This is a genomic window from Synechococcus sp. RS9902, assembly GCF_014279635.1.
Classification (GTDB): Bacteria; Cyanobacteriota; Cyanobacteriia; order PCC-6307; family Cyanobiaceae; genus Parasynechococcus.
On sequence record NZ_CP047949.1, the window covers coordinates 467854 to 483753 of the forward strand.

Sequence of the window (15900 nt, forward strand, 5' to 3'; positions counted from 1 at the left end):
CGAAGAAGCAATTCGCTGCAACGGGAGGGTTTTCACGAGCTCTCTTGTTGCCGGTGTGCGAATTGTGGAGCAACAACCGGATCTGAGATCCCGGAAAGTCATTGACAGAGAAATCTAGAGATGCACTCTTAAGAACCCTTTTGTGTCAGCGAAAGGAGGCCTCAACTGTTGCCAGTTTTACTGAGTAATGGGTGACGCAAATCATTTTGAGGACGTGAAAACGTCTAAGAGGAAATGATCTACAACGGAGAGTTTGATCCTGGCTCAGGATGAACGCTGGCGGCGTGCTTAACACATGCAAGTCGAACGAACCTTCGGGTTAGTGGCGGACGGGTGAGTAACGCGTGAGAATCTGCCCTCAGGAGGGGGACAACAGCTGGAAACGGCTGCTAATACCCCATATGCCGCGAGGTGAAATGAATTTCGCCTGAGGATGAGCTCGCGTCTGATTAGCTAGTTGGTGTAGGTAATGGCTCACCAAGGCATCGATCAGTAGCTGGTCTGAGAGGATGATCAGCCACACTGGGACTGAGACACGGCCCAGACTCCTACGGGAGGCAGCAGTGGGGAATTTTCCGCAATGGGCGAAAGCCTGACGGAGCAACGCCGCGTGAGGGATGAAGGCCTCTGGGCTGTAAACCTCTTTTATCAAGGAAGAAGATCTGACGGTACTTGATGAATAAGCCACGGCTAATTCCGTGCCAGCAGCCGCGGTAATACGGGAGTGGCAAGCGTTATCCGGAATTATTGGGCGTAAAGCGTCCGCAGGCGGCCCTTCAAGTCTGCTGTTAAAAAGTGGAGCTTAACTCCATCATGGCAGTGGAAACTGTTGGGCTTGAGTGTGGTAGGGGCAGAGGGAATTCCCGGTGTAGCGGTGAAATGCGTAGATATCGGGAAGAACACCAGTGGCGAAGGCGCTCTGCTGGGCCATCACTGACGCTCATGGACGAAAGCCAGGGGAGCGAAAGGGATTAGATACCCCTGTAGTCCTGGCCGTAAACGATGAACACTAGGTGTCGGGGGAATCGACCCCCTCGGTGTCGTAGCCAACGCGTTAAGTGTTCCGCCTGGGGAGTACGCACGCAAGTGTGAAACTCAAAGGAATTGACGGGGGCCCGCACAAGCGGTGGAGTATGTGGTTTAATTCGATGCAACGCGAAGAACCTTACCAGGGTTTGACATCCTGCGAATCTCTTGGAAACAGGAGAGTGCCTTCGGGAACGCAGTGACAGGTGGTGCATGGCTGTCGTCAGCTCGTGTCGTGAGATGTTGGGTTAAGTCCCGCAACGAGCGCAACCCACGTCTTTAGTTGCCAGCATTTAGTTGGGCACTCTAGAGAGACTGCCGGTGATAAACCGGAGGAAGGTGTGGATGACGTCAAGTCATCATGCCCCTTACATCCTGGGCTACACACGTACTACAATGCTACGGACAAAGGGCAGCAAGTTCGCGAGGACAAGCAAATCCCATAAACCGTGGCTCAGTTCAGATCGTAGGCTGCAACTCGCCTACGTGAAGGCGGAATCGCTAGTAATCGCAGGTCAGCATACTGCGGTGAATACGTTCCCGGGCCTTGTACACACCGCCCGTCACACCATGGAAGTTGGCCACGCCCGAAGCCGTTACTCCAACCCTTGTGGAGGAGGACGTCGAAGGTGGGGCTGATGACTGGGGTGAAGTCGTAACAAGGTATCCGTACCGGAAGGTGCGGATGGATCACCTCCTAACAGGGAGACAACACAATGATTTTGATGCCTGAGTACTTTTATTCTTAGGCCGAAATCCTGTCACCTTAGGTCGATCGGTACCTCAGCTTTGAAGTCAAGGATCAGCAGCAATGTTGATTGCTTGATGGAGATTTTCAGTTCCTAAACTTTGTCTAGGTCACACCCCAAAAGGGATGAGACTCCTGGGCCATTAGCTCAGGTGGTTAGAGCGCACCCCTGATAAGGGTGAGGTCCCTGGTTCAAGTCCAGGATGGCCCATTCGGTGTTGGGGGTTTAGCTCAGTTGGTAGAGCGCCTGCTTTGCAAGCAGGATGTCAGGAGTTCGAGTCTCCTAACCTCCACTGACCGAACTTGATTCCCATCTCCAATTTTTTTGGAGTTGAGCTCGATTGGAGTGTGATTTAGATGTGTCCGCTGGATGACCCCAGCTTCCTGTCATTCCAAGTTTTAGGTTGATGCCTTGAATTTGGTTGATAAGATGCTGGGCTCAGATCAAATGATCAAGCAATTGATAATTTGATTTGAAGTTCTAGCAGAACCTTGACAACTGCATAGGTGAGTCTGGAAAAAACAAAGCATCTTACAGATGCATTGTTTTGAATCTGATCTTCTGAAAGGGAGATTGGATCTAGAACAATGAAAATTCTTTTGAGCAAGAGCCGAGACTCTTGAGCGTTCTTTGATTGGTGTCGAGCCAATCAGAGTTTGATCTTGTTTTTAGCAATAAAAACTTGAGAATCTGCTTTCAACGGCGGTAAGCGTTCAGGAGGTTAATTGGTCAAGCTACAAAGGGCTCACGGCGGATACCTTGGCACACAGAGGCGATGAAGGACGTGGTTACCTGCGATAAGTCTCGGGGAGCTGGAAGCACGCTTTGATCCGGGAATTTCCGAATGGGGCAACCCTTAATACGGCCAGCTGAATCCATAGGCTGGCACGAGCCAACCCAGCGAACTGAAACATCTTAGTAGCTGGAGGAAAGGAAAGTAAAAACGACTCCCTAAGTAGCGGCGAGCGAACGGGGAAGAGCCTAAACCGATACTTTCGAGTATCGGGGTTGTGGGACAGCAACGTGTATCAGGGAAGTTAGGAGAAGTGCTTGAATGGCACGCCACAGAGGGTGAAAGCCCCGTAACCGAAAACTGAACTGAGCTAGCTGTATCCCGAGTAGCACGGAGCACGTGAAATTCCGTGTGAATCCGCGAGGACCACCTCGTAAGGCTAAGTACTACTGTGTGACCGATAGCGAAACAGTACCGCGAGGGAAAGGTGAAAAGAACCCCGGGAGGGGAGTGAAATAGAACATGAAACCGTGAGCCTACAAGCAATGGGAGCCCTACTTATAGGGTGACCGTGTGCCTGTTGAAGAATGAGCCGGCGACTTATAGGCACTGGCGGGTTAAACCGGAAATGGTGGAGCCATAGCGAAAGCGAGTCTGAATAGGGCGTTTGTCAGTGTTTATAGACCCGAACCCGGGTGATCTAACCATGGCCAGGATGAAGCTTGGGTGATACCAAGTGGAGGTCCGAACCGACTGACGTTGAAAAGTCAGCGGATGAGCTGTGGTTAGGGGTGAAATGCCAATCGAACCCGGAGCTAGCTGGTTCTCCCCGAAATACGTTGAGGCGTAGCGTCTCGTGCTCCAGCAGGGGGGTAAAGCCACCATTTCGGTGCGGGCTGCGAGAGCGGTACCAAATCGAGATGAACTCTGAATACCCTGTGTGTAGCGAGGCAGTCAGACTGTGGGGGATAAGCTCCATGGTCGAGAGGGAAACAGCCCAGACCGCCAGCTAAGGTCCCCAAATCAACACTAAGTGATAAAGGAGGTGGGATTGCATAGACAACCAGGAGGTTTGCCTAGAAGCAGCCATCCTCAAAGGAGTGCGTAATAGCTCACTGGTCGAGCGATCCTGCGCCGAAAATGAACGGGGCTAAGTGTTGTACCGAAGCTGCGGATTTTTATGGTAGGGGAGCGTTCTATGTGGGGCGAAGCGTTAGCGTGAGCGGGCGTGGACTGCATAGAAGTGAGAATGTCGGCTTGAGTAGCGAAAACATGGGTGAGAATCCCATGCACCGAAACCCTAAGGGTTCCTCCGGCAGGCTCGTCCGCGGAGGGTTAGTCTGGACCTAAGGCGAGGCCGAAAGGCGTAGTCGATGGATAACAGGTCAACATTCCTGTACCGGTCATGTTTTGGGAAGAGGGACGGAGAAGGCTAGCCAAGCCAGATGTTGGTTACTGGTTCAAGCGTTCGAGGCGTTGAGGAGCGGTGAAAACGTTCCGAGCTGAGGCGTGAGTACGAGCTGCTACGGCAGCGAAGTTGGTGACGTCAAGCTTCCAAGAAAAGCTCTATACCCGTTAAGGCATGACTGCCAGTACCCGAAACCGACACAGGTGGGGTGGTAGAGAATACCGAGGTGCGCGAGGTAACTCTCTCTAAGGAACTCGGCAAAATGGCCCCGTAACTTCGGGAGAAGGGGTGCCACCGCAAGGTGGTCGCAGTGAAGAGGCCCTGGCGACTGTTTACCAAAAACACAGGTCTCCGCTAAGTCGCAAGACGATGTATGGGGGCTGACGCCTGCCCAGTGCCGGAAGGTTAAGGAAGCCGGTCAGCGTAAGCGAAGCTGGCGACTGAAGCCCCGGTGAACGGCGGCCGTAACTATAACGGTCCTAAGGTAGCGAAATTCCTTGTCGGGTAAGTTCCGACCCGCACGAAAGGCGTAACGATCAGGGCGCTGTCTCGGAGAGAGGCTCGGCGAAATAGAATTGTCTGTGAAGATGCGGACTACGTACACCTGGACAGAAAGACCCTATGAAGCTTTACTGTAGCTTGGTATTGTGCCCGGGCTCTGAATGCGCAGGATAGGTGGGAGACGTTGATCTCATGGTTGCGGCTATGAGTTAGTCACTGGTGAGATACCACTCTTTCAGAGCTAGGGTTCTAACGTTCACCCGTTATCCGGGGAGCGGACAGTATCAGGTGGGCAGTTTGACTGGGGCGGTCGCCTCCTAAAAGGTAACGGAGGCGCACAAAGGTTTCCTCAGGCTGGTTGGAAATCAGCTGACGAGTGCAAAAGCAGAAGGAAGCTTGACTGTGAGACCTACAAGTCGAACAGGGACGAAAGTCGGTTTTAGTGATCCGACGGTTCTGAGTGGAAGGGCCGTCGCTCAACGGATAAAAGTTACTCTAGGGATAACAGGCTGATCTCCCCCAAGAGTTCACATCGACGGGGAGGTTTGGCACCTCGATGTCGGCTCATCGCAACCTGGGGCTGAAGTCGGTCCCAAGGGTTGGGCTGTTCGCCCATTAAAGCGGTACGCGAGCTGGGTTCAGAACGTCGTGAGACAGTTCGGTCCATATCCGGTGTACGCGCAGGAACATTGAGAGGATTTCTCCCTAGTACGAGAGGACCGGGAGGAACGCACCTCTGGTGTACCAGTTATCGTGCCAACGGTAAACGCTGGGTAGCCATGTGCGGAGTGGATAACCGCTGAAAGCATCTAAGTGGGAAGCCCACCTCAAGATGAGTGTTCCCATGGGGTAACCCAGTAAGGTCACGGGAAGAACACCCGTTGATAGGCTCTATGTGGAAGTCCAGTAATGGATGCAGCAGAGGAGTACTAATAGACCGAGGGCTTGACCAACATTTTGGTTCTTGCCTGAAGACTCATTTCTTTGTTTGATTCAGACGTGCAGCATTCGCTGCAGATCCTATGCAGTTCTCAGGGTTCATCCCTTGAGAATGTTCATCTATCCTGGTGTCCATGGCGGTGTGGTCCCACTCCGATCCATCCCGAACTCGGTTGTGAAACGCATCAGCGGCGACGATATTTGGGGGGTAGCCCCCTGAGAAAATAGCTCGATGCCAGGTAAAACATTCTCCAAATAGGTTGATGATGTGCTGATTGCTGTAGCGATCACCATCATCACCCGCGAAGAAGCCACCTCTCCTTGAGGTGGCTTTTTTGTTGGCTATTTTTCTCAAGAAGGCCTCCCAAGAGTCAACGTGTCGTTCAATGGAGGAGCCTTCTTTTCGTTTCCCAGGCCTCAGGAGCGGTGAACGTGCACTTGTAACCAAGTTCCTCCGCTTTGTTGCCATATCCTTGTCTCGCAACAACGGGATGTGATGGGTTCTCCGTTGTGGATTGTTTGAGTTAATCGGGTGTAACTCACCACGACTGCATCGTCGCTGAGCCAGCGCAGGTGAGGCCGAGCCATGGTGATGTTGACGGGACTCGGTGCGCTTTGGTTCTGGCTCGCTAGGTCGAAGTAATAGCGGTGAAAAGCATGCCCTTCGACTAGGTGTCCCTCGCTATCGGCTTCGAAGCAGCTGATCTCGGTACTGCATACCTGGGAGTAGTTCTCCCAGTTACCAGCTGCCACGCTTTCAAGGATGGCTTGGTTGATGGCGAGTATCTCCTTATCACGAGGCGAGACCGTCACTCAGTGTCGTTTGCGAAGTCAATCCGATTCTCCCAGAGTAAAGGCAGCACTGTCTCTGGATGTCGCGCATGCTGGTTTTGCACTCGTCTTGGCTTGTTTTAAGGCTGTAGCAGCAACGACATTATTTTGATTCGCTGACCGATCTCAGGTCGCGGTGTTTCACGAGTTGGGGCCACGGCGCGGCCATGCAAGCGGTTTCGTCGCATACATCGCAGTTCTGCTGAATGTCCACCTGTCTTCTCATGCCGGCATTGCTGGGAGTTGAAGGTGCCGAAACCTCAGTGCTCAGCACAGTTTTCCTGCGATTCCTTGCTGCGTCGCCAATTTCTCTTTCAGAGGTGGTTGCGAGAAGAGGGCTCAGTGGGTTATGTTTTTGGACTGCGCGGGAGCCGAGAGGCTGCTGTGCAGGCCGAAGCGCTTGAGGCGAAAGCCTTGATGTGTCTGAGGCGACTTACGAGACCAGAGGGAGCGATCCCACGGTGTTGTAAGTTCATCAAGCGGTCGCGAGAGGCCGCGATGACCAGCCAACCGATCTCCTGAGAGGGAGTGAAGAGACGTTTGGTCGCACCTGGACAATTGAAAAGTTTAGGAACTGACGCTTTTATCGCGTTTGGTTCTGAGCCGAACCGCAAGGTGAGGTGAGGAACCGAATGATATTGCGATAAAGGTGTGAGGTCCCGTCAAAATATTTCGTTGCGAAGAAGCAATTCGCTGCAACGGGAGGGTTTTCACGAGCTCTCTTGTTGCCGGTGTGCGAATTGTGGAGCAACAACCGGATCTGAGATCCCGGAAAGTCATTGACAGAGAAATCTAGAGATGCACTCTTAAGAACCCTTTTGTGTCAGCGAAAGGAGGCCTCAACTGTTGCCAGTTTTACTGAGTAATGGGTGACGCAAATCATTTTGAGGACGTGAAAACGTCTAAGAGGAAATGATCTACAACGGAGAGTTTGATCCTGGCTCAGGATGAACGCTGGCGGCGTGCTTAACACATGCAAGTCGAACGAACCTTCGGGTTAGTGGCGGACGGGTGAGTAACGCGTGAGAATCTGCCCTCAGGAGGGGGACAACAGCTGGAAACGGCTGCTAATACCCCATATGCCGCGAGGTGAAATGAATTTCGCCTGAGGATGAGCTCGCGTCTGATTAGCTAGTTGGTGTAGGTAATGGCTCACCAAGGCATCGATCAGTAGCTGGTCTGAGAGGATGATCAGCCACACTGGGACTGAGACACGGCCCAGACTCCTACGGGAGGCAGCAGTGGGGAATTTTCCGCAATGGGCGAAAGCCTGACGGAGCAACGCCGCGTGAGGGATGAAGGCCTCTGGGCTGTAAACCTCTTTTATCAAGGAAGAAGATCTGACGGTACTTGATGAATAAGCCACGGCTAATTCCGTGCCAGCAGCCGCGGTAATACGGGAGTGGCAAGCGTTATCCGGAATTATTGGGCGTAAAGCGTCCGCAGGCGGCCCTTCAAGTCTGCTGTTAAAAAGTGGAGCTTAACTCCATCATGGCAGTGGAAACTGTTGGGCTTGAGTGTGGTAGGGGCAGAGGGAATTCCCGGTGTAGCGGTGAAATGCGTAGATATCGGGAAGAACACCAGTGGCGAAGGCGCTCTGCTGGGCCATCACTGACGCTCATGGACGAAAGCCAGGGGAGCGAAAGGGATTAGATACCCCTGTAGTCCTGGCCGTAAACGATGAACACTAGGTGTCGGGGGAATCGACCCCCTCGGTGTCGTAGCCAACGCGTTAAGTGTTCCGCCTGGGGAGTACGCACGCAAGTGTGAAACTCAAAGGAATTGACGGGGGCCCGCACAAGCGGTGGAGTATGTGGTTTAATTCGATGCAACGCGAAGAACCTTACCAGGGTTTGACATCCTGCGAATCTCTTGGAAACAGGAGAGTGCCTTCGGGAACGCAGTGACAGGTGGTGCATGGCTGTCGTCAGCTCGTGTCGTGAGATGTTGGGTTAAGTCCCGCAACGAGCGCAACCCACGTCTTTAGTTGCCAGCATTTAGTTGGGCACTCTAGAGAGACTGCCGGTGATAAACCGGAGGAAGGTGTGGATGACGTCAAGTCATCATGCCCCTTACATCCTGGGCTACACACGTACTACAATGCTACGGACAAAGGGCAGCAAGTTCGCGAGGACAAGCAAATCCCATAAACCGTGGCTCAGTTCAGATCGTAGGCTGCAACTCGCCTACGTGAAGGCGGAATCGCTAGTAATCGCAGGTCAGCATACTGCGGTGAATACGTTCCCGGGCCTTGTACACACCGCCCGTCACACCATGGAAGTTGGCCACGCCCGAAGCCGTTACTCCAACCCTTGTGGAGGAGGACGTCGAAGGTGGGGCTGATGACTGGGGTGAAGTCGTAACAAGGTATCCGTACCGGAAGGTGCGGATGGATCACCTCCTAACAGGGAGACAACACAATGATTTTGATGCCTGAGTACTTTTATTCTTAGGCCGAAATCCTGTCACCTTAGGTCGATCGGTACCTCAGCTTTGAAGTCAAGGATCAGCAGCAATGTTGATTGCTTGATGGAGATTTTCAGTTCCTAAACTTTGTCTAGGTCACACCCCAAAAGGGATGAGACTCCTGGGCCATTAGCTCAGGTGGTTAGAGCGCACCCCTGATAAGGGTGAGGTCCCTGGTTCAAGTCCAGGATGGCCCATTCGGTGTTGGGGGTTTAGCTCAGTTGGTAGAGCGCCTGCTTTGCAAGCAGGATGTCAGGAGTTCGAGTCTCCTAACCTCCACTGACCGAACTTGATTCCCATCTCCAATTTTTTTGGAGTTGAGCTCGATTGGAGTGTGATTTAGATGTGTCCGCTGGATGACCCCAGCTTCCTGTCATTCCAAGTTTTAGGTTGATGCCTTGAATTTGGTTGATAAGATGCTGGGCTCAGATCAAATGATCAAGCAATTGATAATTTGATTTGAAGTTCTAGCAGAACCTTGACAACTGCATAGGTGAGTCTGGAAAAAACAAAGCATCTTACAGATGCATTGTTTTGAATCTGATCTTCTGAAAGGGAGATTGGATCTAGAACAATGAAAATTCTTTTGAGCAAGAGCCGAGACTCTTGAGCGTTCTTTGATTGGTGTCGAGCCAATCAGAGTTTGATCTTGTTTTTAGCAATAAAAACTTGAGAATCTGCTTTCAACGGCGGTAAGCGTTCAGGAGGTTAATTGGTCAAGCTACAAAGGGCTCACGGCGGATACCTTGGCACACAGAGGCGATGAAGGACGTGGTTACCTGCGATAAGTCTCGGGGAGCTGGAAGCACGCTTTGATCCGGGAATTTCCGAATGGGGCAACCCTTAATACGGCCAGCTGAATCCATAGGCTGGCACGAGCCAACCCAGCGAACTGAAACATCTTAGTAGCTGGAGGAAAGGAAAGTAAAAACGACTCCCTAAGTAGCGGCGAGCGAACGGGGAAGAGCCTAAACCGATACTTTCGAGTATCGGGGTTGTGGGACAGCAACGTGTATCAGGGAAGTTAGGAGAAGTGCTTGAATGGCACGCCACAGAGGGTGAAAGCCCCGTAACCGAAAACTGAACTGAGCTAGCTGTATCCCGAGTAGCACGGAGCACGTGAAATTCCGTGTGAATCCGCGAGGACCACCTCGTAAGGCTAAGTACTACTGTGTGACCGATAGCGAAACAGTACCGCGAGGGAAAGGTGAAAAGAACCCCGGGAGGGGAGTGAAATAGAACATGAAACCGTGAGCCTACAAGCAATGGGAGCCCTACTTATAGGGTGACCGTGTGCCTGTTGAAGAATGAGCCGGCGACTTATAGGCACTGGCGGGTTAAACCGGAAATGGTGGAGCCATAGCGAAAGCGAGTCTGAATAGGGCGTTTGTCAGTGTTTATAGACCCGAACCCGGGTGATCTAACCATGGCCAGGATGAAGCTTGGGTGATACCAAGTGGAGGTCCGAACCGACTGACGTTGAAAAGTCAGCGGATGAGCTGTGGTTAGGGGTGAAATGCCAATCGAACCCGGAGCTAGCTGGTTCTCCCCGAAATACGTTGAGGCGTAGCGTCTCGTGCTCCAGCAGGGGGGTAAAGCCACCATTTCGGTGCGGGCTGCGAGAGCGGTACCAAATCGAGATGAACTCTGAATACCCTGTGTGTAGCGAGGCAGTCAGACTGTGGGGGATAAGCTCCATGGTCGAGAGGGAAACAGCCCAGACCGCCAGCTAAGGTCCCCAAATCAACACTAAGTGATAAAGGAGGTGGGATTGCATAGACAACCAGGAGGTTTGCCTAGAAGCAGCCATCCTCAAAGGAGTGCGTAATAGCTCACTGGTCGAGCGATCCTGCGCCGAAAATGAACGGGGCTAAGTGTTGTACCGAAGCTGCGGATTTTTATGGTAGGGGAGCGTTCTATGTGGGGCGAAGCGTTAGCGTGAGCGGGCGTGGACTGCATAGAAGTGAGAATGTCGGCTTGAGTAGCGAAAACATGGGTGAGAATCCCATGCACCGAAACCCTAAGGGTTCCTCCGGCAGGCTCGTCCGCGGAGGGTTAGTCTGGACCTAAGGCGAGGCCGAAAGGCGTAGTCGATGGATAACAGGTCAACATTCCTGTACCGGTCATGTTTTGGGAAGAGGGACGGAGAAGGCTAGCCAAGCCAGATGTTGGTTACTGGTTCAAGCGTTCGAGGCGTTGAGGAGCGGTGAAAACGTTCCGAGCTGAGGCGTGAGTACGAGCTGCTACGGCAGCGAAGTTGGTGACGTCAAGCTTCCAAGAAAAGCTCTATACCCGTTAAGGCATGACTGCCAGTACCCGAAACCGACACAGGTGGGGTGGTAGAGAATACCGAGGTGCGCGAGGTAACTCTCTCTAAGGAACTCGGCAAAATGGCCCCGTAACTTCGGGAGAAGGGGTGCCACCGCAAGGTGGTCGCAGTGAAGAGGCCCTGGCGACTGTTTACCAAAAACACAGGTCTCCGCTAAGTCGCAAGACGATGTATGGGGGCTGACGCCTGCCCAGTGCCGGAAGGTTAAGGAAGCCGGTCAGCGTAAGCGAAGCTGGCGACTGAAGCCCCGGTGAACGGCGGCCGTAACTATAACGGTCCTAAGGTAGCGAAATTCCTTGTCGGGTAAGTTCCGACCCGCACGAAAGGCGTAACGATCAGGGCGCTGTCTCGGAGAGAGGCTCGGCGAAATAGAATTGTCTGTGAAGATGCGGACTACGTACACCTGGACAGAAAGACCCTATGAAGCTTTACTGTAGCTTGGTATTGTGCCCGGGCTCTGAATGCGCAGGATAGGTGGGAGACGTTGATCTCATGGTTGCGGCTATGAGTTAGTCACTGGTGAGATACCACTCTTTCAGAGCTAGGGTTCTAACGTTCACCCGTTATCCGGGGAGCGGACAGTATCAGGTGGGCAGTTTGACTGGGGCGGTCGCCTCCTAAAAGGTAACGGAGGCGCACAAAGGTTTCCTCAGGCTGGTTGGAAATCAGCTGACGAGTGCAAAAGCAGAAGGAAGCTTGACTGTGAGACCTACAAGTCGAACAGGGACGAAAGTCGGTTTTAGTGATCCGACGGTTCTGAGTGGAAGGGCCGTCGCTCAACGGATAAAAGTTACTCTAGGGATAACAGGCTGATCTCCCCCAAGAGTTCACATCGACGGGGAGGTTTGGCACCTCGATGTCGGCTCATCGCAACCTGGGGCTGAAGTCGGTCCCAAGGGTTGGGCTGTTCGCCCATTAAAGCGGTACGCGAGCTGGGTTCAGAACGTCGTGAGACAGTTCGGTCCATATCCGGTGTACGCGCAGGAACATTGAGAGGATTTCTCCCTAGTACGAGAGGACCGGGAGGAACGCACCTCTGGTGTACCAGTTATCGTGCCAACGGTAAACGCTGGGTAGCCATGTGCGGAGTGGATAACCGCTGAAAGCATCTAAGTGGGAAGCCCACCTCAAGATGAGTGTTCCCATGGGGTAACCCAGTAAGGTCACGGGAAGAACACCCGTTGATAGGCTCTATGTGGAAGTCCAGTAATGGATGCAGCAGAGGAGTACTAATAGACCGAGGGCTTGACCAACATTTTGGTTCTTGCCTGAAGACTCATTTCTTTGTTTGATTCAGACGTGCAGCATTCGCTGCAGATCCTATGCAGTTCTCAGGGTTCATCCCTTGAGAATGTTCATCTATCCTGGTGTCCATGGCGGTGTGGTCCCACTCCGATCCATCCCGAACTCGGTTGTGAAACGCATCAGCGGCGACGATATTTGGGGGGTAGCCCCCTGAGAAAATAGCTCGATGCCAGGTAAAACATTCTCCAAATAGGTTGATGATGTGCTGATTGCTGTAGCGATCACCATCATCACCCGCGAAGAAGCCACCTCTCCTTGAGGTGGCTTTTTTGTTGTAAGGTTTAAGTAGTCTTTTGCGCTCATCTGTGCCAAGACGTTCACTAGTTCGACGTTTAAGTGGACAGATTTGGAAGGCTTGTCAGCGTTGGAATAATGCTGAGTGTGTTGATTTAAGTGCTGCTTTTGCATATTTCGTTCTTCAGTCGTTCTTTCCGCTGCTTCTGATTGCGTTGTCTGTTGCCGCAAGGGTGTTTGGCAAAACAGACAGTGTGGATAATGTGTTGGCCTCGGTGACGCAGGTTTTGCCGCCGTCAGCAACCAGCCTTGTCGATTCGACCTTGCGTGGGTTGGTGGATCAAGGTTTTGGCGCTGGAATCCTCGGTGTTGTTGTTTTGCTTCTTACGGCGAGTAATGCTTATTTAACGCTCCAGCGTGGAGCTGATCGCTTGTGGTCTGAGATTCTGCCCGAGCCATCAATCGGTTTGTCGTGGTGGCAACAGGTTGGACAGTTTTGTAGAACGCGTGTTGAGGCCTTTCTGACGGTTTTTGCCATATCTGTTTTGATTGTTTTCCAACAGTTGGTGCTCAGTATTGGTCAGCTCCCTGAGGACATTCTTGGCTTATTGGATGGCGTCGTTCCTGGTTTGATGGGGATCGTGCGCTCCAGTCCCATTCTTCCTCTCGGGCGGATCCTTGTTCCCGCGTTGATCTTGTCCTTAATGGCTTGGTTGCTTCAGGTGGTGCTGCCCAGCCGTCGTGTCCCTACGATTCCTCTCATTCCTGGATCATTGTTGATCGGATTCGGCCTCGCTTTTCTCAATAAAATTCTAAGTTTGAGTATTGTTTCTCTGGGTAATCGCTATCAGGCCTATGGCGTGATTGGTGGTGTTTTGGTGTTAACGCTTTGGGTTTGGTTGGTGGGTGTGATTCTTTATTTTGGCCAGTGTTTAAGCGTGGAATTGGCTGCAGTTCGTTTTGCGAAACCACGGCTCGGGGAACCGAACAGCGCGGCGCCTTGAACTTTGATTCAATTCTGCGAAGCTGATTCAACGGACCTCTTCCGTTGAAACCCATGAATCGACCACCAGCAGTGTTGTGGATTGGAGTTGTGTTGCTCCTGCTGCTGCCAACCGCTGCAGGTCGTCTCTTGCTTGATCTTGCCGGTGGAGTGTTGCTGGCTCTTTTGGCACTTCCTTTGATCCTTTCCGGTCTTGGTTGGATTGGTTGGAAGCTTTTGCAGTCCCGGATGATCAGCTGTGCTGCCTGCGGTGCCATGGGTCTGAAGGGGGCTGTAGTTTGTGCCGTCTGCGGCACTCCCTACGCCAGTGCGGGAGGCAGCCCGGCCAGCGGTGCAGCCCCGTCTCCACCTGCCAGTGACCTCACCATTGAAGTGGTGGCTCAGGATGTGGATTCTGATTCCTGAGCCTGAAGCTGTCGTTCCCGCAGGAACAAGAAAAACGGAGCAGCGCAGGCAAAGGCCACACCGAAGCTCAGTGGGATGGCCAGCCACCAACCTTTGATCTTCTGACGTGGTCCTTCCACACAGATCCACAGCGTGACGGCACTGGCCCCCACCAGTAGATCAGCGCTTAAGGAGCGTGACGCGGCTGTGCTGCTGGCATCGGCGATGAATCGTGCCAGATCAAAGGCCTGTCCCCCGCTTTCGGCGATGAATTCCAGGTTGGCCTTCCAGGGCAGGATCGCTCCCAACACAGCAAGAAGCAGATAAATCCAAGGCAGGGCTTTACGCATCGGGTGTGGCTTTGAGAGTTGTGGGATCAAGCTCGACAATCGACTGCTCCACGCTGTCGAGCAGGCTCTGACACCGGTTCAGATACACCTCGCCATGGAGCACCTTTTGCTGCAAGTCCGCCAACGGAACACTGTCGTTCTGTAGTTCAGCAAGCAGCAGATCCAAAGCCTGCATGGCTTCCTCGTAGCTCAGTATCTCGGCATCCTTTCGCCACGCTTCGATGCGATCGCGTTGCTCTTTCTTGACTTGGCGCTTGCTCATCAGGCGGAGGTGGTGGGTGCACTGGGCTGGATCTGATCGACTCGAGCTTCAAGGCTTCCGTTGCTCATTCGAATGTTGAGCTGATCACCGATCTTGACGGATTCCAGGTCTGAAATGGGGTCGCCGGCGGTGTTGCTGATCAGAGCCAAGCCACGTTTCAGCCAGCGTTCCGGTGATAGTGCCTTGAGCAATTGGTGCCTTTGAGCCAGTGCCTGGCGTTGGCGTTTGATCTTTTCCAGGGGAGACTGTTGCTGAAGGGCAACGTCCCGAGCCTGGAGGCGCTGACGCTCGCGAAGGATTCTCCCCAGCAGCGCGTCTTTCAATCGGCTTTGCCGTTGCGCAACCCCTTGGCGTTCCGCCTCGCGGTCGGGCAGCAGTGCGACGATCGCCGCCGTGGGTGTGGCTGCACGATGGTCTGCCACCAGATCGGCGACGGTGAGATCATCCTCATGTCCCAGGCCTGTCACCACCGGTATGGGGTAGTTCGCCAGGAGGCGGCAAAGCGCTTCGTTGTCGAACACCGCCAGGTCTTCCCGGCTGCCACCGCCGCGGGCGAGCACCAAAGCGTCCAGTCCCAACTCATCTGTGCGCTCGGCCAAGGCTTCCAGGGTGCTGATGATCGTCGGTGCCACGGAACCCTGCACTGGAATTGGCACCACGATCAGCTGCGTCATGGGCCAGCGTTCCGCCGCGGTGCGGAGCATGTCGGCTAGGGCGGAACTGGGCACGCTGGTGAGCACCGCGATCGAGGCGGGTTGTCTCGGAAGCGGCCTCTGATGGCTTGGGTCGATCACCCCCTCCTGTTCCAGCAGTTGCCGCACCCGTTCAAAGTCGCGCAGCACCGTGCTGAGGCTTGGCCGGATGTCCAGCGCCTGAACGGTGAGGCTTGCTCGTGCTGCCCAGAAATTGAGCTTGCCCACCACGGTGACGCCGTCACCGTCTTTGGGTTGATAGCTCAATTGGGCCAGCTTCGAAGCCCACACCACACCGGAAATGCTGGCGGAGCCGTCGGTGAGGGTGAGCCAGAGGTGGCCCTTTTTGAGTTGAGGCCGGGAGACCGTGGCCTCCAGCAAAAAACGCGGCGCAAAGCCGCGTTCCAGCAGGCTGCCGATGGCTGTGTTCAGCTCAGCAACGGAATAGGTCGGAAGACGATCAACGCTCAAGGCGGCTGTAGGCGTAACCCCAGTAGATGCAGACAACGGCCGAGATGCTGGTCAGCAGAATGCCCCAGTGCTGGTGGATCTGGGTGGCACCAATCGTGCAGATCACCAAGGCGCTGCTGAGCAGCCTTGATCCATCACGTCTGTTCTGAACGTAAAGCGGTGCCAACGACTGCCTCAGCGGAATCCTCCCCACTGTGCTGCATCAGCGGTGGCTGGT

7 protein-coding genes, 4 tRNA genes and 6 rRNA genes are annotated in these 15900 nt (G+C 53.6%); 12 read left to right on the forward strand and 5 right to left on the reverse strand.

Annotated features, from left to right (window positions below; all coding sequences use genetic code 11):
* Window positions 1-241: 241 nt before the first annotated feature.
* The 5 genes from SynRS9902_RS02435 (at window position 242) to rrf (SynRS9902_RS02455) (ending at window position 5597) form a co-directional block, all read left to right on the forward strand.
* Window positions 242-1727: ribosomal RNA gene (locus SynRS9902_RS02435) — 16S ribosomal RNA — on the forward strand.
* A 184-nt stretch (window positions 1728-1911) separates the two neighbouring features.
* A tRNA-Ile gene (locus tag SynRS9902_RS02440) sits at window positions 1912-1985 on the forward strand.
* Between the two features lie 9 nt (window positions 1986-1994).
* Window positions 1995-2067 (forward strand) — tRNA-Ala (locus tag SynRS9902_RS02445).
* Between the two features lie 435 nt (window positions 2068-2502).
* Window positions 2503-5370 (forward strand): 23S ribosomal RNA (locus tag SynRS9902_RS02450).
* 110 nt (window positions 5371-5480) lie between these two features.
* Window positions 5481-5597: ribosomal RNA gene (rrf, locus tag SynRS9902_RS02455) — 5S ribosomal RNA — on the forward strand.
* Between the two features lie 176 nt (window positions 5598-5773).
* Here the strand turns inward: rrf (SynRS9902_RS02455) and SynRS9902_RS02460 are convergent.
* A complete protein-coding gene (locus SynRS9902_RS02460; RefSeq protein WP_186509841.1) occupies window positions 5774-6169 on the reverse strand; it encodes a nuclear transport factor 2 family protein in 396 nt (131 codons plus the stop codon).
* Between the two features lie 937 nt (window positions 6170-7106).
* On the opposite strand from SynRS9902_RS02460, the gene SynRS9902_RS02465 reads away from it, so the two are divergent.
* The 7 genes from SynRS9902_RS02465 to SynRS9902_RS02495 all read left to right on the forward strand — a co-directional run bounded on the left by SynRS9902_RS02465 (window position 7107) and on the right by SynRS9902_RS02495 (window position 13929).
* A 16S ribosomal RNA gene (locus tag SynRS9902_RS02465) occupies window positions 7107-8592 on the forward strand.
* 184 nt (window positions 8593-8776) lie between these two features.
* A tRNA-Ile gene (locus SynRS9902_RS02470) sits at window positions 8777-8850 on the forward strand.
* A 9-nt stretch (window positions 8851-8859) separates the two neighbouring features.
* Window positions 8860-8932, forward strand: a tRNA-Ala gene (locus tag SynRS9902_RS02475).
* Between the two features lie 435 nt (window positions 8933-9367).
* Window positions 9368-12235: ribosomal RNA gene (locus tag SynRS9902_RS02480) — 23S ribosomal RNA — on the forward strand.
* 110 nt (window positions 12236-12345) lie between these two features.
* Window positions 12346-12462: ribosomal RNA gene (gene rrf, locus SynRS9902_RS02485) — 5S ribosomal RNA — on the forward strand.
* The 16S, 23S and 5S rRNA genes sit together here with 4 tRNA genes alongside, the layout of an rRNA operon.
* 130 nt (window positions 12463-12592) lie before the next feature.
* Entirely contained in the window at window positions 12593-13525 is a 933-nt protein-coding gene (locus SynRS9902_RS02490) for a YihY/virulence factor BrkB family protein (RefSeq protein WP_186509842.1), read from the forward strand.
* 53 nt (window positions 13526-13578) lie between these two features.
* Entirely contained in the window at window positions 13579-13929 is a 351-nt protein-coding gene (locus SynRS9902_RS02495; RefSeq protein WP_186509843.1) for a hypothetical protein, read from the forward strand.
* Here the strand turns inward: SynRS9902_RS02495 and SynRS9902_RS02500 are convergent.
* From SynRS9902_RS02500 to SynRS9902_RS02515, 4 genes are read right to left on the reverse strand one after another with little or no spacing between them, the layout of a single operon-like run.
* Window positions 13905-14258 carry a DUF2834 domain-containing protein gene (locus SynRS9902_RS02500; protein ID WP_115009326.1) on the reverse strand — a complete coding sequence of 118 codons (354 nt, stop codon included), beginning with the start codon at window positions 14256-14258 and terminating at the stop codon, window positions 13905-13907. The two genes, SynRS9902_RS02495 and SynRS9902_RS02500, sit on opposite strands and share 25 nt — an antisense overlap.
* A complete protein-coding gene (gene xseB, locus SynRS9902_RS02505) occupies window positions 14251-14520 on the reverse strand; it encodes an exodeoxyribonuclease VII small subunit (RefSeq protein ID WP_186509844.1) in 270 nt (89 codons plus the stop codon). The genes SynRS9902_RS02500 and xseB overlap by 8 nt, the downstream gene beginning before the upstream one ends.
* Window positions 14520-15683 carry an exodeoxyribonuclease VII large subunit gene (xseA, locus tag SynRS9902_RS02510; RefSeq protein WP_186509845.1) on the reverse strand — a complete coding sequence of 388 codons (1164 nt, stop codon included), beginning with the start codon at window positions 15681-15683 and terminating at the stop codon, window positions 14520-14522. Before xseA ends, xseB begins: the two co-directional genes overlap by 1 nt.
* Window positions 15673-15849: a hypothetical protein gene (locus SynRS9902_RS02515; RefSeq protein ID WP_186509846.1), complete on the reverse strand. Its 177-nt coding sequence runs from the start codon at window positions 15847-15849 to the stop codon at window positions 15673-15675. Before SynRS9902_RS02515 ends, xseA begins: the two co-directional genes overlap by 11 nt.
* Window positions 15850-15900 lie beyond the last annotated feature (51 nt).